Annotated in this window: 19 protein-coding genes and 1 pseudogene; 17 read left to right on the forward strand and 3 right to left on the reverse strand. The window is 60.2% G+C overall.

The genetic code is table 11. The annotated features are described in order from the left end of the window. Positions 1-26: 26 nt before the first annotated feature. The 13 genes from ACNFIC_RS13525 to ACNFIC_RS13585 all read left to right on the forward strand — a co-directional run bounded on the left by ACNFIC_RS13525 (position 27) and on the right by ACNFIC_RS13585 (position 15831). Positions 27-1241, forward strand: coding sequence for a glycosyltransferase family 4 protein (locus tag ACNFIC_RS13525; protein WP_416781195.1), 1215 nt, complete (start codon positions 27-29; stop codon positions 1239-1241). Further along, on the forward strand, positions 1238-1648 hold the full coding sequence (locus ACNFIC_RS13530; protein WP_416781196.1) for an FAD-dependent oxidoreductase: 411 nt from the start codon (positions 1238-1240) through the stop codon (positions 1646-1648). The genes ACNFIC_RS13525 and ACNFIC_RS13530 overlap by 4 nt, the downstream gene beginning before the upstream one ends. Before the next feature lie 15 nt (positions 1649-1663). After that, positions 1664-2890: a glycosyltransferase family 4 protein gene (locus ACNFIC_RS13535; RefSeq protein WP_416781197.1), complete on the forward strand. Its 1227-nt coding sequence runs from the start codon at positions 1664-1666 to the stop codon at positions 2888-2890. Positions 2891-2936: 46 nt separating this feature from the next. Then, complete coding sequence (locus ACNFIC_RS13540) at positions 2937-3305, forward strand: hypothetical protein (protein ID WP_416781198.1); 369 nt, start codon at positions 2937-2939, stop codon at positions 3303-3305. Then, complete coding sequence (locus tag ACNFIC_RS13545) at positions 3302-4783, forward strand: oligosaccharide flippase family protein (RefSeq protein ID WP_416781199.1); 1482 nt, start codon at positions 3302-3304, stop codon at positions 4781-4783. The genes ACNFIC_RS13540 and ACNFIC_RS13545 overlap by 4 nt, the downstream gene beginning before the upstream one ends. Positions 4784-4810: 27 nt before the next feature. Beyond that, the gene (locus ACNFIC_RS13550; RefSeq protein WP_416781200.1) at positions 4811-5668 is read left to right on the forward strand and encodes a dTDP-4-dehydrorhamnose reductase family protein; all 858 of its coding nucleotides are present in this window, start codon (positions 4811-4813) and stop codon (positions 5666-5668) included. Positions 5669-6352: 684 nt separating this feature from the next. Further along, positions 6353-8848 carry a hypothetical protein gene (locus tag ACNFIC_RS13555; RefSeq protein ID WP_416781201.1) on the forward strand — a complete coding sequence of 832 codons (2496 nt, stop codon included), beginning with the start codon at positions 6353-6355 and terminating at the stop codon, positions 8846-8848. 239 nt (positions 8849-9087) lie between these two features. Continuing rightward, complete coding sequence (locus ACNFIC_RS13560) at positions 9088-10098, forward strand: polysaccharide biosynthesis protein (protein WP_416781202.1); 1011 nt, start codon at positions 9088-9090, stop codon at positions 10096-10098. Further along, positions 10091-11218, forward strand: a complete 1128-nt coding sequence (wecB, locus tag ACNFIC_RS13565; RefSeq protein ID WP_138219505.1) for a non-hydrolyzing UDP-N-acetylglucosamine 2-epimerase — start codon at positions 10091-10093, stop codon at positions 11216-11218. Before ACNFIC_RS13560 ends, wecB begins: the two co-directional genes overlap by 8 nt. A gap of 9 nt (positions 11219-11227) precedes the next feature. After that, positions 11228-12196 (forward strand): UDP-glucose 4-epimerase family protein, encoded by a 969-nt coding sequence (locus ACNFIC_RS13570; protein WP_416781203.1) that lies wholly within the window; start codon positions 11228-11230, stop codon positions 12194-12196. Continuing rightward, positions 12193-13203 carry an MraY family glycosyltransferase gene (locus ACNFIC_RS13575; RefSeq protein WP_416781204.1) on the forward strand — a complete coding sequence of 337 codons (1011 nt, stop codon included), beginning with the start codon at positions 12193-12195 and terminating at the stop codon, positions 13201-13203. The genes ACNFIC_RS13570 and ACNFIC_RS13575 overlap by 4 nt, the downstream gene beginning before the upstream one ends. Before the next feature lie 91 nt (positions 13204-13294). After that, the gene (locus ACNFIC_RS13580; RefSeq protein ID WP_416781205.1) at positions 13295-15322 is read left to right on the forward strand and encodes a polysaccharide biosynthesis protein; all 2028 of its coding nucleotides are present in this window, start codon (positions 13295-13297) and stop codon (positions 15320-15322) included. 176 nt (positions 15323-15498) lie between these two features. Then, on the forward strand, positions 15499-15831 hold the full coding sequence (locus ACNFIC_RS13585) for a ComEA family DNA-binding protein (protein WP_138219491.1): 333 nt from the start codon (positions 15499-15501) through the stop codon (positions 15829-15831). A 74-nt stretch (positions 15832-15905) separates the two neighbouring features. On the opposite strand, the gene ACNFIC_RS13590 is transcribed toward ACNFIC_RS13585, so the two are convergent. Next, complete coding sequence (locus ACNFIC_RS13590; protein WP_138219490.1) at positions 15906-16073, reverse strand: DUF2897 family protein; 168 nt, start codon at positions 16071-16073, stop codon at positions 15906-15908. Between the two features lie 184 nt (positions 16074-16257). Between ACNFIC_RS13590 and pyrF the strand changes: the two genes are divergently transcribed. Next, complete coding sequence (gene pyrF / locus ACNFIC_RS13595) at positions 16258-16959, forward strand: orotidine-5'-phosphate decarboxylase (protein WP_416781206.1); 702 nt, start codon at positions 16258-16260, stop codon at positions 16957-16959. A 65-nt stretch (positions 16960-17024) separates the two neighbouring features. On the opposite strand, the gene ACNFIC_RS13600 is transcribed toward pyrF, so the two are convergent. Next, positions 17025-18026: an NADP-dependent oxidoreductase gene (locus ACNFIC_RS13600; protein ID WP_416781207.1), complete on the reverse strand. Its 1002-nt coding sequence runs from the start codon at positions 18024-18026 to the stop codon at positions 17025-17027. Positions 18027-18202: 176 nt separating this feature from the next. Between ACNFIC_RS13600 and ACNFIC_RS13605 the strand changes: the two genes are divergently transcribed. The 3 genes and pseudogenes from ACNFIC_RS13605 (at position 18203) to ACNFIC_RS13615 (ending at position 21178) form a co-directional block, all read left to right on the forward strand. Continuing rightward, positions 18203-18964, forward strand: a complete 762-nt coding sequence (locus ACNFIC_RS13605) for an SDR family oxidoreductase (protein WP_138219487.1) — start codon at positions 18203-18205, stop codon at positions 18962-18964. 1164 nt (positions 18965-20128) lie between these two features. Continuing rightward, positions 20129-20317, forward strand: a pseudogene (locus tag ACNFIC_RS13610) (HAMP domain-containing protein); the annotation flags it as partial. Next, positions 20315-21178, forward strand: coding sequence for a methyl-accepting chemotaxis protein (locus ACNFIC_RS13615; protein WP_416781375.1), 864 nt, complete (start codon positions 20315-20317; stop codon positions 21176-21178). The pseudogene ACNFIC_RS13610 and the gene ACNFIC_RS13615, both read left to right, overlap by 3 nt. A 291-nt stretch (positions 21179-21469) precedes the next feature. Here ACNFIC_RS13615 and ACNFIC_RS13620 read toward each other — a convergent pair whose 3' ends face one another. Further along, complete coding sequence (locus ACNFIC_RS13620; protein WP_138219486.1) at positions 21470-22660, reverse strand: benzoate/H(+) symporter BenE family transporter; 1191 nt, start codon at positions 22658-22660, stop codon at positions 21470-21472. Between the last annotated feature and the right edge of the window lie 134 nt (positions 22661-22794).

Consider the following 22794-nt stretch of genomic DNA (forward strand, 5'->3'; position numbering starts at 1 on the left):
AAGGAGCGGTATTTGAGGGGGAAGGCATGAAGGTGCTGTTTATGCACCCGGCGGGCGCTTTTGGTGGCGCCTCCAAAAGTTTGATCGAGCTGTTCACCTGCCTGAGGTCGATGGGCGTTCAGGGTACCGTGCTGACACCGGGGGGGAGCGCCGTACCGGCATTCTCCAAGGCTGGCATGTCTGTTCGAACCGTCAAGGGGCTTAGCCAGTTCGACAATACCCGTTATGGTCATTATCGTCGGCTGCGCTGGATTATTCTGCTGCGTGAGCTGCTACTGCTGCCGTTCTCACTGGTAGCAATCTGGCGCTTGCGCCGCGAGCGATTCGATCTGCTGCATGTCAACGAAATCACGCTGCTGCCGCTGGCCCTGCTGACCAAGCGTTTGCTGCGGGTTCCAATGGTGGTTCACGTTCGTTCACTACAACGGGCACCGGGGGCGGATCTGCGTACCCGGGTCATCAATGGCTGGCTGCATCGCTTCGCCGACGCCGTGGTTGCCATCGACCATACCGTGGCTGCGACGCTGGACCCGTGCTTGCCGGTCACGGTGGTGCACAATGGCTTGGGTATCGATGGCCCTGTCGCAGGCCCTGTTCCGCGCGCAGCCGCGCAGCCCGTGAGCGTGGGGTTCCTTGGTGTATTGATTGCCCTCAAGGGGGTCTACGAGCTGGTTGAGGCCATGCGCATACTCAAGCAACGGGGTGTCAGGCTGCAGTGTCTAATCGCTGGGGAGAACGCTCGAGAGCTGTCAGGGCTCAAGGCATGGGTGCTCGCGCGGTTGGGTTTTGCCCGTGATGTCCGGGCTGACCTCGAGCGTCTTGTCGAGCAGCATGGGCTGCATGAGCATGTTCGGCTGTTGGGCTTCGTGGGGGATGTGCGGACCCTTTATCCGCAGCTCGACATCCTGTGCTTTCCATCGCATCTGGATGCGGCAGGCCGACCGGTTTTCGAGGCGGCGTTCTACTCGATTCCCAGTGTGGTGGCAGTCGCTAACCCAGTGGAGGACGCAATCATCCACGAGGTTACCGGTCTGGCCATTGCCCGGCCCGACCCTGAATTACTGGCCGATGCCTTGCAACGCCTGGTCGAAGACGAGGCGCTTCGCCTGGCCCTGGGGCGTCAGGCTCGGCAATGGGCCCAGGACAACTTCGCGATCCTGCCTAACGCCGAGCGAGTGCATCAGCTGTACCTGCAACTCGTGCCATACCCTTCGAGCCCGGAACCGGACAAAAGTAAATGACAGATATCGATTGCCTGGTCATTGGCGCGGGCGTCATCGGCCTGGCCTGCGCCGCGCAGATGGCCCGCCAGGGCAACAGCGTCATGCTGGTCGAGCAGCAGTGCCGGATCGGGCCTGATGTCGCCTGGACGCAGTCGCTGGACTACCGGGTGGACAAGTCTCTTTGCGAGGGATTTTTCTACGCTATCAAGAGATATTTCCCTTCTATTGATAAGAAGAAGCTGTTTCCCGGATACAGTGGGATAAGGCCTAAATTTTCCGCTCCAGGCCAGCCAGCTGCGGACTTCATGATCCAGGGGCCAGAAGTATATGGTTTGCCTGGGTTGGTTAATCTTTACGGAATTGAATCACCCGGGCTGACAGCAAGCCTTGCAATTGCACAGCATGTTTCCCGGCTATCTGACTGAGTTTCCTGGCGCCCCATGAAGATCCTCGTTCTCTCGCAATATTTCTGGCCTGAAAGTTTCATCATCAACGACATCGTGCGCACCCTCGACGAGCAGGGGCATGAAGTGGTTGTGGCAACCGGCAAGCCCAACTATCCGGATGGCGACATCTTCGATGGCTACCAGGCGGGAGGCACGCAGCGCGAGCGCTACCTCGACCGTGTCGATGTCGTACGTGTACCGCTGTGGCCCCGGGGGGCGGGTGGGGCGAAGAACCTCATTCTCAACTACCTGTCGTTCGTCCTGGCGGGGCTATTCTGCCTCCCCTGGTTGCTGCGCAAGCGTCAGTTCGACGCGATCCTAGTGTTCGCGCCGTCGCCCATACTCCAGGCCATTCCAGCGATACCGTTGAAGTGGCTCAAGGGGGCCCGGTTGGCATTGTGGGTGCAGGACTTGTGGCCGGAGAGCCTGGCGGCCACCGGTTTCGTGCGCAACCGCCATGCCCTGCGCCTGGTCGGTTGGCTGGTGCGCGGTATTTACCGCTGTTGCGACACCTTGCTGGTGCAGTCGCGTGCCTTCGTCGAACCGGTATCGCGCTACGCGGCCCGCGACAAGATCCTCTACTTTCCCAACTCCATGGATTCACGCGCCATGGCGCAAAACTCGGCATTACCCGAGCCATTGACTGAGGTGTTAGCTGACCATTTCTGCGTGGTGTTCGCCGGTAACCTGGGAACCGCCCAGGCGCTGGATACCCTGGTCGAGGCGGCCGTGCAACTGCGCGACGATAGCGACCTGCGCCTGGTCCTGGTGGGAAGCGGCAGCAGGCTGGCCTGGTTGCAGGAGCGTAAGCAGGCTCTGGGCCTTGATAATCTGATTCTGCCGGGGCGGTTTCCCATGCAGGTGATGCCGGCGATCTTTGAGCGCTCTGCAGTGCTGCTGGTCTCGTTGAGCGACCAGGACATCTTTGCCCAGACCGTACCGAGCAAGATCCAGGCATACCTGGCCGCTGGTCGGCCGATAGCGGCCAGCCTCAATGGCGAAGGTGCACGGGTGGTGATCGAGGCCGGCGCCGGTATGGCGTCGGCGGCCGAGCAGGCCAGTGCACTGGTGGATAACCTGCGTCAGCTCAAGGCCATGGATACATCCGCTCGCGAACAGATGGGGAGCGCCGGGCGGGCCTACTTCGACCAACATTTCGAGATGAGCGCCCAAGTTCAAAGGCTAGTACATATCCTTTCAGGTACCATTGCGCAAGAATGATAGCGGTAATGTTTGGCAAGCGATTTTCATGTATGAGTGTATTTAAATGATTTCGTTTTTTGTTTCGGAGCAAGTTAAAAGGTATATGCCAATATTATTAATATTGGCGATCTACCTGCCTGCCGCATGTTTGGGGCATTACCTGTTCAGAGATGAATCCTCTCGGGATTTCCTGGTCTTGCTGTTTCTTTTCATTTTGTCTTACGGCATTAGTTTTCCTTATTTTTCCCGGCTCTACCTTTCCATGGCGCGTCGTGCACTGATCCTGGCAAGCATTGTCTGTTTGCTAGTTGCTTCGGTCAGTTCGTTTACCGCGACACTACTCAGTGGTGGGCTATTTATCTACGTGGTGTTGTCACGGCTGACAGGCACGCCTTCAAACCGCAGTATTGCCGGCCAGGAGACCGCGCGATGAGGCCTGGGATGGTGATTTCGACGTTCAAGACCGCAAGCGGGCAGTTTTTCGGCCTGCTGTTCGGCGCGTTGGCTGTCAAGCTGCTGGCAGTCCTCACTGGGCCGGCGGGTGTGGGGCTGTATTCGATGCTGCGTCAACTGCAGCAAATGCTTTCGTCGGCGGCCTCGGTAGGCGGGCAGAACGCCGTTGTGCAGGGCATGAGCAGCCACACCGGAACTGCCCGGCAGCGCTTTTTCCTCTCCACGCTTTACGTGTTCCTGGCCATGAGCCTGCTCATCGGCGGTGCGGTGCTTGCCGGTGCTGATCTGATCGCCGATTTTGCGCTGGCCGGGGATTATGCCTCGGCAGTGCGCTGGCTGGTGATTCCCATCACACTCGGAACGCTGCTGTTCTTCCTGCGAGGGGTACTGACGGCGGACATGCAGTACGGCTCGGTGGCGCTGATCAACCTGCTCACCGGCCTGGGGGCGGCGTTGGTCGCTTTGCCGGCGGGGCTGGCTTTCAGTCGGGGATACCCGGAACTGCTGGTGCTGATGGTGGGAGGGGGGCTGGTGCCGGCACTGCTGGTCGCACTTGTCGATGTGCGTCGGCTCGGCTACCTCGACAGCCTCGCCAAGCTTGCGCCCAGAGGCGCCAGCCGTGAGTCGACTATACGTTTTTTGCAGGTGGCACTGCCGTCGCTGTTATCGCTGATGCTGACCATGGGGTGCATCCTGGTGGTCCGGGCAAGTGCCGTGCACTTGTATGGCCTGGAAGGGGCCGGCCAGTTCGATGCGGCGTGGAGCATCAGTGCCATGTACCTGGCATTGTTTCTGACTTCGCTGCAAAGCTACCTACTGCCAGAGTTGAGCAAGACGGAGAATGGCCATGCCTTGCACGCCGCACTGTCCAAGGCATTCCACTTTGCTTTGATGCTATCCTTGCCGCTGGTCGTCAGCTTGGTGGTATTCAAGCCGCTGGTGATGAACCTGTTGTTCAGCAAGGCGTTCATGCCGGCGCTCGACGTGTTGCGCTGGGTGCTGCTAGGCGACTTTGTGCGAGTGTTGGGCTGGGTCATGTCTACGGCGCTGATGGCCCGCGCCGACATGAAAGGCTATTCGTTGGCCGCAGGGCTCTGGAGCCTGGTCTTTGTGTCTGTCGCGCTGCTGTTGCTGCCCTATGGCATCGAGTGGGTCGGCGTGGCTTATCTGCTGGCCTATATCGCGTACCTGGTATTCCTTGGCTGGCGCTTGTGGCGAGTATATGGCGCAAGGCTTCCAGTGCGTCGGGTCGGCCAGTGGTTTGCCGCGCTGGCATTGATCATCCTGGCCTCCTGGCTGTGCTGGCATGAGCGACAGATCCTCTCTTGGTCGATGCTGATGATCATTCCGGCTTGCCTGTTCAGCTGGAGCATCATGCAGCGAGCCGAGCGCGATTTTGCTCGGCACCTGGTCACTCAAGCGTTGGGGCGTTTGAAGCGGTTTACTGGCCGGCGCTGAGCCGGCCTCAGTTTTTTGAGGGAAGCGATGAAAATTCTGGTTCTGGGTGTAACCGGCATGCTGGGCAATGCCGTTTTTCGTGTGTTTGGTGCAGACCCAGCGCACGAAACATGGGGCTCATTGCGCGGCCAGGCGGCCTTGCGTCACTTTCCCCAGGTCAGCCAAGATCGCCTGATCAGCGGTATCGATGTACTCGACCAGGATGCCCTGGCGGCGGTGCTGGGCAAGATACGTCCCGATGTAGTGATCAACTGCGTCGGCCTGATCAAGCAGTTGGCCGATGCCAAGGACCCGCTTACTGCGCTGCCCATCAACGCCATGTTGCCTCACCGCCTGGCTCGGATGTGCAATTTGGCTGGCGCGCGGCTGATCCACGTCAGTACCGACTGCGTGTTCGACGGGCGCCAGGGCAACTACCTGGAAAGCGATCTCTCCAATGCGCAGGACCTGTACGGTAAATCCAAGTATATCGGCGAACTGCATGACGCGCCCAACGCGATCACCCTGCGCACCTCAATCATCGGGCATGAGCTGGGCTCCAGCCATGCGCTGGTCGACTGGTTCCTGTCCCAGCAAGGTAGCGTGAGAGGGTTCACCAAGGCCATATTCTCCGGTTTGCCGACTGTCGAACTGGCACGGGTAATGAAAGATTTCGTGGTGCCGAACCCGGCGCTCCATGGGCTTTACCACGTTGCCGCGCAGCCGATTGCCAAGTTTGATCTGTTGGCGCTGGTGGCTGCTGAATATGGCAAGCAGATCGATATTCGGCCGGATGCAGGCTTGGTGATCGACCGCTCGCTGAACGGCAGTCGTTTCGAGCAAGCGACCGGGTATGTTGCGCCGCAGTGGCCAGAGTTGATTCGTCGGATGCACGCCGGGCGTTGACTGTTTCCGCTGATTTTCGACCTGCTGTGGCGCCTCTTTGCAAGCGCACCAGCAGGTTGTCCCCTTACTTGCGGGTTGCGTGGTAAGTGCTTGGCGCTACGCCGCGTCTGCACTGCAGAATAGTTTCGCTTTCCTTTGTGCGCGCCGGGCAGCCTGTTACCGGTTGGCGTGTCAATGCCCCCCCGTCGCCCATATTGCTTTTTTGCTAAGCAAGCGTGGTGTGGGCGATCTGAATAGGCCTTGGTGCAGCGAAAAGCCCGATCGCGTAGGAAACTTCTGATTTTATCCGTGCTGCATGGATGTGTCGGGCTATGCGTGTATATTTGTCGGCCTGTACAGCTAAGTTTGCTGTGTTTTTAAACTAAATTTCTCGATGGCTGTCCGCTTATTTCGGTCTGCTGAAACTTTTGTGTCTGATAGGTTTTCAGTTGCTTTCATTGTGCCGGGTCTCGTTATGAGTAATCCGTCAGTGGCTTTTTATTGCTTGGGCTTTCTGTTTTCGATCTTTGTTGTTTTGGTCGTTTTTAAGAGGGAAGTACTCTTGGCTTAAGCGCCCAGTGGATTGGCTCTATAAATTTAATGTCCTGTGGTCGGGGATGGCTGGCGTGTTGTGCAGGTGGTCATGGGGAAATTTATGGCTCGGAGAAGGTTTTAATGCCCGTGCTTTCATATTCGCTAGCAATAATGACCAACCTGTTTGCCATGATGGTGCTGACCATCGTGCTCAGTGTGTTTGGGCAGTCGGAGTTGGCAGCCGAAGTGGGGCTGGTGCATGGCGCAACTGTTGCCTTGTTCTACTCGTTCTCGGGTAATGCCCGTAGTTTGATCCTGTCGGACTCCGCCGTTCCCTGGGCGGCGCGGGTTCTGCGCCTGCGCTTGTGGTTGCTGCTGCCGCTGTGTCTTTTAGCGTGGGTGGCCTGCGTTGGTGGTGCGCAAGGTGGCGCAGCGTTCATAGCTCTGCTTATTCTGCGGCGGGCCTCGGAGTGGCTGGCTGAGGTATTTTTGAGTGAGCGGGAGTGTTACAACGAGCGTGGCAGTGCGTTTTCCTTCATCGTCTGTCAATGCCTTACGTTGGTGGGCGTGTCGCTGGCGATTGTTCTGGATGTTGCCGTAACTGCTGCGATGTTCATCTGGGCATGCTCGCCTCTGCTGAGTTGCCTCGGTAGTGATTTACTTCGGCAGGCGTTTACACGCGACGCGTCACTGTCTGGAAGCTTGCGCGGTTTGTTGCCTCACTTCGGTTCGACGTTGGCAATCGGTGTCTCTGTTTATGTTTTCCGCTTGTTCATCATCCTGCTGGTTGGCAAGCAAGTGGCCGGTGATTTTTTTGCGGCGTTCGCCCTCGGCGGCATCATGGGCTCGGTATTCGCTCAGGCGCTGGGGCCTACGATGGTGCGTAACGAGCGAGCCCTGTTGAATGGGCGTTTCATCAGGTTCTTCAATATCCTCCTGATGACCGTGTTCCTGGCTGGGGCCGGTTTGGCGCTTGTCTTGTGGTGGGTGCCGGATCTGTTGGCGTGGACTGCCAAGAGTGATCTTTTCTGGATGGCTGTCAGTTGCTCTTTGGTGGGAGGGGCGGTCATGGTATTGGCTCAGCGTGTGCGCTTGCAGTGGCTGCAGGCACACGAGGGGCGTGATGTGTTTGGCTCTGATGTTCTGGCGAACATGCTGCTGGTTGGATGCGTGCCGCTATTGTTTCTCGCCGGTGGCGAGGCCGCGTTGGTGAGCTTGTATCTGATCGGAGCGATTCTTTCGCTCGCGTTCTATCTAAGCGAAGATTGGTTTGTCGCCTTGGGTAAGGTCGGTGGTGCTCGACTCTCAACCCGCCTTGCTGACGTCTGCACCCGCAAGCAGGTGGTAAGAGGTGTGATGATCCTCTTGGTGTTGGGGTTGTTCACGCCAATGTTCATTCAGCTCGGCGGTGGTATTTATCAAGGGGGGCTTTATCAGGATAGCGGCTCTCAGCTGATGTCGGTCCCAGTCCCCGTTTCTGTCGTGTTTTGCTATCTAGGCGTGCTGCTCGTTGGGCGCTATGCACAGGCGCGCAGGGTATTGGTGGTGGTGTTTTTCACGTTCATCGGGATGTGGGTGAGCGTCTTGTCGCTGGCAGAGAATTTCGAGTCAGGTAGCCAGGTTGGCAAGCTTTTGCTGCTGGTCCAGTATGTACTACCCATGTTTGCGTTGGTACTGGGTGTGCAGGTGGGCAGTGCGAAGGATGCGTTGCAGTGTCTTGCGCTTGGGCTGCTCGCTGTCTTGCTGGTGGTCGCCACGCTGCAGGTGGTGGCTACTTTGTCGTCGTCTCAGCGTATCCTGAGTCATTCGGCCATGTTTTTCAGTGTTTATCAAAACTTGCAATATGTCCCGGTGGTGTTTGCTGGTGGCTATCTAATTTCACTTTATGCGCTTTGGAGCAAGACCTCCCTGTATGGCTGGCTACTCGTGCTGGGTGGGCTGATGGGGCTTTATGTAGCACTTTCGTTCTCAATGCTGGCGTTGGTGTTGCTGCCGGTAGGGGTTTTGATTTTTATCGCGGTTAATTTTTTGCTCGGCATCGATTACTTGCGGTCTTTGCTGCTGGGTATTCTAGTGGCGGTAGGCATGGCTTTGGGGCTCTCGCACGCCGCTGGCAGCAAGCTGTTCGCCGTCAAGTACAACCTTTTGCCTCCTGTTGCTGAACTTGCTCCGGCTGCTCCAGTGGCTCAAGCACCATTGCCGCCGCAGGCAAGCATACCGCCCAATGTGCAGGAGCGCCTCAAGTACTGGACGTTCTATTACATCGGAGTAAGTGAGAGTTGGCGTGCGTTTTTGTTGGGTCACGAGCATCCGCCTGAGAGGAAGTCTTACCCGAGCGCGCATAATTACTATCTCGATTTTGTGTATAATTTTGGCTTCTTGGCTTTGCTGCCGTTACTTACGCTAATGCTGTATACCTTGCACGGTGTCTGGAAAAATCGACGAGGTATCTTTGCCGAACCCGGTGTTTTGGCAGTCGTGGGTGTGCTGCTCTTTACACTGCTGGTCGACAACTCTTTCAAGGTCGGCATGCGCCAGCCTTACCCTGGGATCGTTTCATTCTTCCTGTGGGGGATGCTACTGGCCTGGCTGTGGCGCTTGACGCAGGCCCCTGGCTCGCACGTGGATCGACCAGCATGGCGCTACGCATGGGGTTATCGCGGTTGATTTCGACGATGTTGCGGCGAGCTTCGCAAAGCCCATGCAACAGCCTGTATCATGTGGCGCTCGTGACGACGCCAGGTGCGCCATGAGTGGCCGCATGGCACCGCGTTGTCCGTTCGGTTGGTGTGCAAGGCTTTGTTCAAGCCTGGGTGACGCCCTGGGCATGTCTGGCATCAAAATCGACATGCGTTCATTTCATTCCGTGCACCTCGACGGTTGCACGCACCAGTTGGGAAGGTTTTATGTTCGATGACAAGGTATTGATGATCACCGGAGGCACCGGCTCCTTCGGCCATACGGTGTTGCGGCGCTTTCTCGATACCAATGTGCGTGAAATCCGCATTTTCTCCCGAGACGAGAAAAAGCAGGAAGACATGCGTATCGCCCTGGCCAATGACAAGGTCAAGTTCTACATCGGTGATGTCCGTGACAGTGACAGCCTGAAGCAGGCGATGGTTGGCGTCGACTATATCTTCCACGCCGCGGCGCTCAAGCAGGTACCCTCCTGCGAGTTCTACCCGATGGAGGCCGTGCGCACCAACGTCATCGGCACTGAAAATGTGCTAAACGCTGCGATCGCCTGCGGTGTGCAGCGGGTCGTGGTGCTGTCTACCGACAAGGCGGTGTATCCGATCAATGCCATGGGCATCTCCAAGGCCATGGCCGAGAAACTCGTGGTGGCCAAGTCGCGGATGATCCCGCAGGGCGGCACGGTGGTGTGCTCAACCCGTTACGGCAATGTGATGGCCTCGCGTGGCTCGGTGATTCCGTTGTTCATCGAGCAGATGCGCAGCGGTGAGCCGTTGACCCTTACCGATCCTGCCATGACCCGTTTCCTGATGTCGCTGGAAGACTCTGTCGACCTGGTGCTGCACGCCTTCGAGTACGGCCAGCAGGGCGACTTGTTCGTACAGAAAGCGCCGGCCTCGACGGTCGGTGATCTTGCGCAGGCGCTGAAGGAACTGTTCACCAGCGACAGTGCGCTGCGCGTGATCGGCACGCGTCATGGTGAAAAGCTTTACGAGTCCCTGGTTTCCCGCGAGGAGATGGCTAAGGCCGAGGACATGGGACGCTACTACCGCATCCCCGCCGACAATCGCGACCTCAACTACAAGAAGTACTTCGTCGAGGGCGAGGAGAAGATCTCCGAGCTGGAAGACTACACCTCGCACAATACCGAGCGCCTGGACGTCGAAGGCGTCAAGCAGTTGCTGCTGAAGCTGGACTACATCAAGGAGCAACTGAATGCTTAAGGTCATGACGCTGGTCGGCACTCGCCCCGAACTCATCAAGATGAGCCGAGTGATTGCCGAACTCGACCGTCAGGTCAATCACGTGCTGGTACACTCGGGGCAAAACTACGATTTCGAATTGAACCAGGTGTTCTTCGACGATCTGGAAATCCGCAAGCCCGACCACTTCCTGGGCGCTGCCGGTGAAACCGCGGCTCAGACCATCGCCGAAGTGATTGCCAAGGCCGACGCGGTGTTCGAGCTGGAGCAGCCCGACGCCCTGCTACTGTACGGTGACACCAATACTTGTCTTGCGGTGATCGCGGCCAAGCGCCGCAAGATCCCGGTGTTCCACATGGAGGCGGGCAACCGTTGCTTCGATCAGCGGGTGCCGGAAGAACTCAATCGCAAGGTCCTTGACCACCTGTCTGACATCAACATGGTGTTGACCGAGCATGCCCGCCGTTATCTGATCGCCGAGGGTATCCGCCCGGAAACCATCATCAAGACCGGCTCGCACATGCATGAAGTGCTCGACTACTACATGCCCAAGATCGAGGCGTCTGACGTTCTGGTACGTAGTGGTCTGGAAGCGGGCAAGTTCTTCATCGTCAGCGCGCACCGCGAAGAGAACGTCGATAGCCCGGATAACCTGCGTGACTTGCTGGCAACCTTGCGTGCCCTGGTAGAGCAGTATGGTTACCCGGTCATCGTCTCGACGCATCCGCGCACGCGCAAGCGCCTGGAAAGCCTCGGTGAGAACCTCGACCACCCCTTGATTCGATTCGTCAAACCATTCGGTTTGCTGGATTACATCAAGTTGCAGATGTCGGCATTCTGCGTACTTTCTGACAGCGGCACCATCACCGAAGAGGCTTCGCTGCTCAACCTGCCGGCGGTAACGCTGCGCAACGCCCATGAGCGTCCAGAGGGCATGGATGAGGGCACGTTGATCATGAGTGGGTTGAAGGCCGATTCGGTGCTGGGCGCAGTGAAGGTGATCACCAGCCAGCACCAGGCAGGTCAGCGGCAGATTCCTGTGGTCCCGGACTATGAAGGCGGCCCGGTTTCGCAGCAGGTAGTGCGGGTGGTGCTCAGCTATACCGACTACATCAATCGTACTGTCTGGCGTAAAGCCTGAGTGGCGGGTATGGCTCGGCGGGTTTTTCTCACCGGCGCGACCGGCTTTGTCGGTTCGGCACTTGCCCGGCGTTTGTTGGCTGATGGCGATTGCGCGCTGGTGTGTGCCGTGCGCAGTGCTGCGGCGAGCGTACCGGCTGCTGCGCAGACGGTGGTATGCCAGGATTTTGCCGTAAGCGATGGCTGGCAGGCAGCATTGTCTGGGGTCGACGTGGTCGTCCATTCGGCTGCGCGCGTGCATGTAATGAACGATACCGAGAAGGATCCGCTTGCGGCATTTCGCCAAGTCAACGTCGGCGGTACCCTCAACCTTGCCCGTCAGGCAGCCGCCGCCGGCGTGCGACGCTTCGTTTTCATAAGCTCGATCAAGGTCAATGGTGAAGAAACCGCTCCGAGCGGTGCGTACCGTGCTGACGATGTGCCAGCGCCACGAGATCCTTACGGAGTCTCCAAGCATGAGGCCGAACAGCAGTTGTTGCAGTTGGCCGCCGAAGGTTTGATCGAAGTGGTGATCGTTCGCCCGGTACTGGTCTACGGGCCCGGTGTGAAAGCCAACTTCCTGTCGATGATGCGTTGGCTCAATCGAGGCGTGGCGTTGCCGTTCGGGGCCATCGATAACCGCAGAAGTCTGGTCGCCCTGGACAATCTGGTGGATCTGGTGGTGACGTGCCTGGCGCACCCGGCAGCGGCCAATCAAGTGTTCCTGGCCAGCGACGGTGAGGATCTGTCGACCACCCAACTGTTACAGCGCATGGCCGCTGCGCTGGGAAAGCGTGCCTGGCTGCTGCCCGTTCCTGCCTGGTTGCTGCGTTTGGGAGCGACTTGCGTGGGGCGCAAGGCGCTCTCGCAGCGCCTGTGTGGTTCGCTGGTGGTGAATATCGATAAAACCCGCCAACTGCTGGGCTGGGTACCTCCGGTCAGCGTTGATGCCGCGCTGGTGGCTACTGCGCGGCACTTTCAGGATTCTGTTCGCAAATGATCTACTGGTTGTTTCCTCTGGTCGTGGTCTTTTCGTTGGCGATGACAGCGCTGTTGCGCCGTTATGCGCTTGCCCGCAGCATCATCGACATCCCCAATGCACGCAGCTCGCATACACTGCCTACGCCGCGCGGCGGTGGGGTGGCGATCGTGGCCGCATTCCTGTTGGTGCAGCCGCTGTTGGCGTGGGCGGGTTTGCTCGACAATGCGGCGCTGATGGCGCTGTTTGGGTCGGGGTTATTGGTGGCGATCATCGGTTTCATGGATGACCATGGCCACATAGCCGCACGGTGGCGCTTGCTTGGGCACTTTTGTGCCGCAGGCTGGGCGCTGGCTTGGATCGGCGGGTTACCACCGTTGCAGGTCTTTGGCAGCACTGTGTCGCTGGGTTGGCTCGGTCATGTTCTGGCTGCCTTGTACCTGGTCTGGATGCTCAATCTGTATAACTTCATGGACGGCATCGACGGTATCGCCAGCGTAGAGGCGATTACCGCCTGTCTGGGGGCCTGCTTGTTGTACTGGCTGTCGGGGGCGTTCACGTTGATCTGGGCGCCGTTGCTGCTGGCAGGTGCCGTGGTTGGCTTCCTGTTCTGGAATTTCCCGCCTGCGCGTATTTTCATGGGCGATGCGGGCAGCGGTTTCCTCGGTATGGTGCTCGGCGTGTTGACTCTCATCGCTGCCTGGCAGTCGAGTGTATTGTTGTGGGCGTGGTTGATCCTGCTCGGCGTGTTCGTGGTGGACGCCACGTACACGTTGTTGCGGCGCCTGCTGCGCGGTGACAAGGTTTACGAGGCGCACCGCAGTCATGCCTACCAGTTCGCCTCGCGGCGCCACAGGCGGCATCTGCCGGTGACCTTGGGCGTGCTGGTAATCAACCTGTTCTGGCTGTTGCCGATTGCAACTGCCGTGGTGTTGCAGCGTGTCGACGGTCTGCTGGGCCTGCTGATTGCCTACCTGCCATTACTGGTCCTGGCGCTGTTCTACCGCGCGGGCGAGCGCGAGTCTTGAGGGGGTGCGGCGCTGAGCTGCACGTCGTTACAAGCCTGGTTTTCTGGAGTTAACGTCATATCCGCGGGACGCGGAGGCGGAACCAAGTCTGATGATCGAAAAATTGAGAAGCGGCCTGCTAGGCCTGCCGCGCCGCCAAAAGCGCGCACTACAAGTGGTCACCGACCTAGTGTTGGTCTGGGTGGCGTTATGGATGGCATTTGTGGTTCGACTCGGGCTGGACGACGCCGGTAATCCGCTGAGACACCACCCTTGGCTATTTCTAGCCGCGCCGGTGATCGCCATCCCGATCTTCATCCGTTTCGGTATGTATCGGGCGGTAATGCGCTATTTCGGCAATGATGCGCTGATGGTCATCTTCAAGGCGGTCGGGCTGTCCTCCCTGCTGTTGGCGTTGATCGTCTACTGGTACAGCAATCACGCGACCCTGGTGCCGCGCTCGATCGTCTTCAATTACTGGTGGCTGAGTCTGGTGATGCTGGGCGGCCTGCGCCTGCTGATGCGTCAGTATTTCCTGGGGGATTGGTTCGCTGCGGCCCAGCATGTTCCGTTCACCAGCAAAGATGACCATTTGACGAAAGTGGCGATCTACGGTGCAGGTGCGGCAGGCAATCAACTGCTGGCCGCGTTGCGTATGGGGCGTTCGATGCGGCCGGTTGCCTTCATTGACGATGACCCAGACATTGCGGGGCGAGTGATCTCCGGCTTGCAGGTGTTCAAGCCGAGTAGGCTCGAGCACATGATTGAGTCGACGGGCGCCCAGGAGATTCTCATGGCCATTCCGTCGGCCAGTCGGGTTCGCCGCCGTGAGATCCTGGCCTACCTGGAAGGCTTCCCGCTGCATGTGCGCAGCGTGCCAGGCCTGATGGACCTGGCCAGTGGTGTGGTCAAGGTGGATGACATCCAGGAGGTCGATATCGCAGACCTGCTTGGGCGCGACGCCGTGCCGCCAGAGGCTGGCCTGTTGCAGCGCTGCATCACCGGCAAGGTGGTCATGGTCACCGGCGCGGGCGGGTCGATCGGCTCGGAGTTGTGCCGCCAGATCATGGGATTGGGGCCGACCACTTTACTGTTGTTCGAACACAGTGAGTTCAACCTGTACAGTATTATGGGTGAACTTGAAGAGCGCTGCCGACGCGAGTCGATGAACCTGCGTTTGCTGCCGATTCTCGGGTCGGTACGTGACGCCGCCAAGCTGTTGCACGTGATGAATACCTGGCGTGTCGAAACCGTCTACCACGCCGCAGCCTACAAGCATGTTCCCATGGTCGAGCACAACATTGCAGAAGGTGTGCTCAACAATGTGATGGGTACTCTCAACGCTGCGCAGTCGGCCTTGCAAGCCGGGGTCGCCAATTTCGTGCTCATCTCCACCGACAAGGCGGTGCGCCCTACGAATGTGATGGGCAGTACCAAGCGCTTGGCCGAGATGGTGCTTCAGGCCCTCAGCCGTGAGAGTTCGCCAGTGCTGCTGGGCGATAGTCACAAGGTCCCGCACGTCAACGCTACCCGTTTCACCATGGTGCGATTTGGGAACGTGCTGGGGTCTTCTGGTTCGGTCATCCCGCTGTTTCGTCAGCAGATCAAGGCCGGTGGTCCGCTCACCGTGACCCATCCGAAAATCACCCGCTACTTCATGACCATACCCGAGGCTGCGCAGTTGGTGATTCAGGCCGGCTCGATGGGGCAGGGCGGCGATGTGTTCGTGCTGGACATGGGCGAGCCGGTCAAAATCGTCGAGCTGGCGGAGAAAATGATTCACCTGTCTGGATTGAGTGTTCGCAGTGAGCGCAACCCTTCAGGTGATATCGCTATCGAATTCACGGGTCTTCGCCCAGGCGAAAAGCTCTATGAGGAGTTATTGATCGGCGATAACGTCGAGTCGACCCAACACCCGATGATCATGAGTGCGCAAGAGGACCTGTTGGCTTGGGAGGTGCTCAAGGAGCGCTTGGTGCTGTTGTTGGCCTCGGTCCAGGAAGACGATTACGTTCGGGCGCGGCAGTTGCTGCGTGAGATGGTGAGCGGCTATACGCCGGACGGAGAAATCGTCGATTTGATCTATCAGCAACGTTGCCAAGAGGTATACGGCTGGCAGAAAACAAGCTTGCCCGAATGATTGCTTACATATTGCCTGATTGACCCAGAGCGGCCCGCGGCGGGGGTCGTGAAGGGAAAGTATGATCTGGTAACACTGCGTTTGGCCGTTTGGTGTTGATTCTGAGATCCGAAGGTATAGGGTTCACGTGCAGCCACGGAACGCTGCAATCTTCATCATCGATCAAGGAGTTCACCATGCGAAACACCGTACTGAGCTATCTGCTGCTGCCGCTCTTCTCGTGTCTATCCCTTTCGGTTGCTGCGGCGCCCGCCACGGCATTGACGCCGCCTACCGAGCAGGTCGCACCGGCTATGCCGCAGGTTCAACAGCGGTTGATCGACCTCAACGATGCAGACGCCGCGACGCTGCAAAAAGAGCTCAACGGCATCGGTAAAGCCAAAGCCGAAGCCATCGTCGCTTATCGCGAAGCCAATGGGCCTTTCGGTTCGGTGGATGAGCTGCTGGAGATCAAGGGCATTGGCAAGGCCCTGCTTGAGCGCAACCGCGGCAAGCTTGAAGTGAAGTGATACACACGGCTGTATGATGTGCTTGCCGGTTGGCCTCGTGCCAACCGGTTTCACGTTTTGCCGTCACGCAAACGTTATCGATCCTGCGCATCCTTGGCATCGGCCTCGGCATTGCGCTCATGCACCTTGCGCAACTGCTCCTCGGTCAACGGCAGTTTCTTGGCCGTATCACGCAGCATCATCAAGCCGCCGACGATGGAGCCGAGGGCAACCAACAGTATCAACCAGGCATACCAAGGCATCGAAGTTCTCCTGCAGAGCATGTAGGGCGGCGCTTTCATGACATTCGAGCCATGCCTGCGCGGGATGGTTCCATTATAGAAGTGGCCACTGGCCCAGCCAATTCTCGTGACCCACGGCCCCCAAAGCCTGCGCCACTTCGTTTACAATGCGCGCCGTTCAAGACTTGCCAAGAGACCGCTGCCCATGTCCGCCTGCCAGACGCCCCTGATCGTCGCCCTGGATTTCCCCACCCGTGACGCCGCCCTGAAGCTGGCCGACCAACTCGATCCCGCGCTGTGCCGGGTGAAAGTCGGCAAGGAGCTGTTCACCAGCAGCGCCTCCGGGATCGTCGAGACGCTGTGCGCCAAGGGCTTCGAGGTGTTCCTCGACCTGAAATTCCATGACATTCCCAACACCACCGCGATGGCCGTCAAGGCTGCCGCTGAAATGGGCGTGTGGATGGTCAACGTACACTGCTCGGGCGGCTTGCGCATGATGTCGGCCTGCCGTGAAGAGCTGGCCAAGCGCAGCGGTGCACAGCCTCTGTTGATTGGCGTGACCGTGCTCACCAGCATGGAGCGCGAGGACCTGGCTGGCATCGGCCTGGACGTCGACCCGCAGGAGCAGGTGCTGCGCCTGGCGGCGCTGGCGCAGAAGGCCGGCATGGACGGTCTGGTGTGCTCGGCCCTGGAAGCTCCGGCGCTCAAGGCTGCGCATCCGTCCCTGCAATTGGTGACTCCCGGCATCCGTCCGGCGGGCAGTGCCCAGGACGACCAGCGCCGTATCCTCACCCCGCGCCAGGCGCTGGATGCTGGCTCCGACTACCTGGTAATCGGTCGCCCGATCAGCCAGGCGGCGGATCCTGCCCAAGCACTGGCGGCGGTGGTCGCCGAAATTCGCGGCTGAGCCTGCGCTGACCGCGGCTCAGGTCGGCACCCGCGCTAGGGTGCCGGCGTACCTCGGTACGGGTTTCACACCTTGAGCACCAGCTTGCCGAAGTTTTCACCACTGAACAGCTTGAGCAGCGTTTCGGGGAAGGTTTCCAGCCCCTCCACCACATCTTCCTTGCTCTTGAGCTTGCCACTGGCCAGCCAGCCGGCGATTTCATGTGCGGCCTTGCCGTACTCCTTGGCGTAGTCCATCACCACGAAGCCTTCCATACGCGCACGGTTGACCAGCAGTGCCAGGTAATTGGCAGGGCCTTTGACTGCTTCTTTGTTGTTGTACTGGCTGATGGCGCCGCAGATCACCACGCGCGCCTTGAAGTTCAGGCGTGACAGTACCGCATCCAGAATCTCGCCGCCGACGTTGTCGAAGTACACGTCCACGCCATTGGGACATTCGCGCTTGAGGCCGGCCAGCACCTCCTCTGCCTTGTAGTCGATGACCCCGTCGAAGCCCAGTTCATCGATCAGGTATTGGCACTTCTGTGCGCCCCCCGCGATACCGACGACGCGGCAGCCTTTGATCTTGGCGATTTGCCCGGCGATGCTGCCGACCGCGCCTGCGGCGCCGGACAGCACCACGGTGTCACCGGCCTTGGGCTGGCCGACGTCAAGCAGGGCGAAGTAGGCGGTCATGCCGGTCATGCCCAGGGCGGACAGGTAGCGCGGCAGGGGCGCCAGGCGTGGGTCGATCTTGTGCAGCCCCTGGGGCTCGCCAGTGAAATAGTCCTGCACCCCGAGGGCGCCGCCGACGTGGTCGCCGGGCGCGTAGTCAGGGTGGTTCGAGGCGATCACCTCGCCGACGCCGAGTGCGCGCATGACCTGGCCAAGGCCCACTGGCGGTATGTACGACTTGCCTTCGTTCATCCAGCCGCGCATGGCGGGGTCCAGGGACAGGTACAGGTTCTTCACCAGCACCTGGCCTGCGCCGGGCTCGGTGGCAGGCACCTGTTCGTAGCTGAAATCGTCGCGGCGTACCGCGCCCACCGGGCGCTTGGCGAGCAGAAAACGTCGGTTGCTGTAGGACATGCTGGAGGCTCCTGAACAAAGCATGGGCGGTGATGATCGACCTTACTGATGGGCTGCGTCACGCAAGATCACCGCAAACGATAGTAGTCTAACCGCAACCCTGATGATGCTGCCCAGCTCGAGAGGCGCCTGACTAGACTCAGCCTCGATCCGACAGTCCACAGCAGGAGCCCGTGATGAGCATGACTTTCTCTGGCCAGGTTGCCCTGGTCACCGGTGGTGCAGCCGGTATTGGCCGGGCGACGGCCCTGGCATTCGCAGGCGTTGGCCTGAAGGTGGTGGTGGCCGACCGTGACGCGGCCGGTGGCGAAGCCTGCGTGGCGCTGATCCGTGAGGCCGGTGGCCAGGCGCTGTTCGTGGCCTGCGACGTCACCCAGGACAGCGACGTGCGCCAGTTACACGCGCAGGTCATCGAGACGTATGGTCGCCTGGACTATGCGTTCAACAACGCGGGCATCGAGATCGAGCAGGGGCGCCTGGCCGAGGGGAGTGAAGCGCAGTTCGACGCCATCATGGGGGTCAACGTCAAGGGCGTGTGGCTGTGCATGAAGTACCAATTGCCGCTGATGGTGGCCCAAGGCGGCGGCGCGATCGTCAACACCGCGTCTGTGGCGGGCTTGTCGGCAGCGCCCAAGATGAGCATCTACGCCGCCTCCAAACATGCAGTGATCGGCCTGACCAAGTCGGCGGCCATTGAATATGCCAAGAAGGGTATTCGGGTCAACGCCGTGTGTCCGGCGGTGATCGACACCGACATGTTCCGCCGCGCCTACGAGGCTGACCCGCGCAAGGCCGAATTCGCGGCGGCGATGCACCCGGTCGGGCGTATCGGCAAGGTCGAGGAAATCGCCAGCGCTGTGTTGTATCTGTGCAGCGACGGTGCTGCCTTCACCACGGGGCATAGCCTGACCGTCGACGGTGGCGCGCTGGCGATCTGAGGCTGCCTGGGCTGCATTAAGCGAAGTAGCCCTTGTTGCGGCGCTTGAGCATTGCGCCCAGGCATGCTGGGTATTCGGATCAATGTCGCTTATGCACAGGACGTGCGTGCCCAAGCGTTCTTCCGGTATGTAGGACGACCTACATTGGCCTGAAAACGACACGTTCATAGCTAAATGACACCATTCTGGCGCCAGGGCCTTGTGAGGGGGCGCTGGCGGTTGTCACTCTTGCTACTTGGACATGCCCGACACGGCAAGGGGGAATCGCTGATGGTGACGAAGACCAGGTACGGGGTGCTGGCCAACTTGGGCATGGCCCGCAAGCTTGGCCTTGGGTTCGCCTTGGTCCTGTTGCTGACCTTGGTGGTGGCGGCCCTTGGGGTGTACGCATTGACCCACGTCGGCCAGCGTTTCGACGGGTTGCGCCAGATGACCCAGTTCAATACCGATCTGCTGCGTTTGCGTCAGCACGAGCAAGGCTTCGCCCTGCGTTCGGACACTAAGGAGGCCGACGCCCTGCGTGCTGGCGTGCAAGCGCTGACCGAGCGCGCGCGCGGTCTGCCGGCGCTTGCGGCCGCCGAGCAAGACCTGACGGCCTACGCCCAGGCGTTCGAGCAGTTCGTCCAGGCCGTGCAGGCCAAGGAGCTGGCCTTGGATACGGCTAGCTGGGCGGTCTCCAGTGTCGCCAACAACCTGGATGTCTTGCAGGCAGGGCTTGCCGACGACGGTGCCTACACCCTCAAGCAGTCCCAGGGGCAGCAGGGCAGTGAGTTTCTGGAGCAGTCGGCGCAGGTGGCGCAGGTCTCGCGCCTGATGCTGCAGGCCATGGATCAAGCCCGCGTGCGCCTGGAGCAAAGCCGCAAAGGCAGCGAGGAACTCGAACAAGGCCGCATCGCCCAGACCGTCGAGGCGGCCGAGTTGGTCGAGCAGCTCAAGGGCAGTATCGCCGATCCGGGCTACCAGAGTGTGCTGGGCGAGGTGGCCGGGCATATCGCCAGCTTCTCCGAGAAGCTCAACGAATACACCGACCTGCTCGGCCAGGAGCAAGGCATCAAGACGCAGTTGCAAGCCCGCGCCGACCAGGTCACCGCGCGGGTCGAACACGCCTATGCAGCCCAGGAGCAGGCCATGCAGGGTGAGCTTGCGCGCAATGCCTTGGCGATTATGGGGGCCACGGGGCTGGCGCTGCTGGTCGGCGTGCTGGCGGCCTGGCTGATCACCCGTGCGGTGGTCGCGCCGCTGCGCCGGGTGATCGAGCGTGCTCGACGCATCGCAGCCGGCGAGCTGGGCATCGAAGCCGAGGCGCCGCGTACCGACGAAGTCGGGCAACTGCTGCAAGCCATGCAGCAGATGGCCGAAGGCCTGACCGGTATCGTCAGCGGCCTGCAACAGGGCATCGAGCAACTGGCCGGCAGCGCCCAGGCGCTGTCGACCGTGACTGAGCAGACCAATCGCGAGGTGGGTAGCCAGAAAGATGAAACCGAACAGGTAGCCACCGCCATGCAGCAGATGACCGCCACCGTGCATGATGTGGCGCGCAATGCCGAGCAGGCGGCTCAAGCCGCCCAGGCTGCTGACGACAAGGTCGGCTCGGGGCAGGAGGTGGTGCGCCAGAGCATGCAGCGGATCGAGCAACTGGTGAGCGCTGCCGAAACGGCCAGCAGTGGTATCGACAACCTCAGCGCCGAGATCCACACCATTGGCGATGTGCTGGAGGTGATCAAGAGCGTGGCCGAGCAGACCAACCTGCTGGCGCTCAACGCCGCCATCGAAGCGGCGCGGGCAGGTGAGCAGGGGCGCGGTTTCGCGGTGGTGGCCGACGAGGTGCGGGCCCTGGCGCGACGCACGCGGCAGTCTACCGAGGAGATCGAGCGGCTGGTCGCGAGCTTGCGCGGCAACGCGCAACAGTCGGTGACGCAGATCCGTGGCAGTACCGAGTTGGTGCGCCTGGCGGTGGCCGATGCGCTACAGACGGAGAGCGCGTTGGGCAGCATTGCCGCTGCGGTGCAAGTGATCCAGCAGATGAACCAGCAAATTGCCGCTGCGGCCGAACAGCAGAGTTCGGTGGCCGAGGAGATCAGCCGCAGCGTCACGCAGATTCGTGGCAGCGCCGATCAGGCAGCGCTGGCGATGCAGGACAACGCCCGTTCGAGCATCGAGCTGGCGCGCTTGGGCGATGACCTGAAGGGGATGGTGGGGCACTTCCGGCTTTGACAGGCGTGAAGCCTGAATCCAACGCTGCGCCTGTAGGAGATCACCCAGCCCTTTAGGGCCGCGCTGTCGCGCATAGAACTGCTATTGCAGGTACGCCACGTACCTTGTGGGAGCGGGCTTGCCGGAGTGCCGGACCACCGCGAAGAAGGCGACTCGGTGCATGGCACCGGCTTCGCCGGTGGTCGCGGGCAAGCCCGCTCCCACAGAGTTCTCTGTTAAATCAGATAGTTATGATTTGTTCCGTAGAAGCGGACTTGTCCCGCGAACACCGGCGTAGCCGGTGCCATCCTCTCAGCCCTTGCGCGGGCTCAGGATCAGCAAGGTGATCACCCCCGCGACGATTCCCCAGAACGCCGAACCAATGGAGAACAGGGTCAGCCCCGAGGCGGTCACCATGAAGGTGATCAGCGCTGCCTCGCGCTCACGGGCCTCGCCCATGGCCACACTTAGTCCGTTCATGATCGAGCCGAACAACGCCAGGGCAGCGATCGACAGCACCAGTTCCTTGGGCAGGGCGCCGAACAGTGCGGCCAAGGTGGCTCCGAAGATGCCGGCGATACCGTAGAAGATCCCGCACCAGACTGCTGCGGTATAGCGCTTGGTCGGATCTTCATGGGCATGTGGCCCGGTGCAGATGGCCGCGCTGATCGCCGCCAGGTTGATCCCGTGCGAGCCGAACGGGGCCAGCAACAGCGAGGCGAGGCCGGTGGCCGAGATCAGTGGTGAAGCCGCGACCGCGTAGCCGTCGGCGCGCAACACGGCAACGCCTGGCATGTTCTGCGAGGTCATGGCCACCACGAACAACGGAATACCGATGCTGATGGTCGCCGCCAGCGAGAAGCTGGGCGTGGTCCACACTGGGGTCGCGACCTCCAGGTGGAACCCGCTGAAGTCCAGCAGGCCGAGGGCGCCGGACAGGGCCGTACCCACCAACAGCGCGGCCAGTACGCAGTAGCGTGGGGCCAGGCGTTTGGCGACCAGGTAGCTGATGAACATGCTCAGTACCAGTAACGTCTGGTGTTGCACGGCAACGAAAATTTCGCTGCAGATGCGAAACAGGATGCCAGCCAGCAGCGCCGAGGCCAGAGATGCCGGGATGCGCTTGACCAGGCGCTCGAAACTACCGGTCACACCGCAAATCAGCACCAGCAGGGCACAGATGATGTAGCCACCAATCGCCTCGCCATAACTGACGCCGCCCAGGCTGGTGATCAGCAGCGCCGCCCCGGGGGTCGACCAGGCCACGGTGATCGGGGTGCGATAGCGCAGCGACAGGCCGATGGTGCAGACCGCCATGCCAATCGACAGGGCCCAGATCCACGAAGAAATCTGCCCTTGGGTCAGGCCTGCGGCCTGGCCGGCCTGGAACATCAGTACCAGGGTGCTGGTGTAGCCGGTGAGCATCGCGATGAAGCCGGCGACCACCGCCGAGGGAGAGCTGTCTGCCAGGGGGCGCAAGCGGGCAGAAGTGACATCGGTCATGGGGTGAATCCTTGTACAGGTGTAAGCTTTTTTTTCAGGCTACCGTGCCCTGGCGTGATCTTTGCGATACAGCAGGCATTGCAATTAGCCGTACAGTCGCCAACTATGGGCGGCGATTTCGCAACTGCGTGTTA

Source organism: Pseudomonas sp. NY15463 (assembly GCF_048068415.1).
Classification (GTDB): Bacteria; Pseudomonadota; Gammaproteobacteria; order Pseudomonadales; family Pseudomonadaceae; genus Aquipseudomonas; species Aquipseudomonas mosselii_C.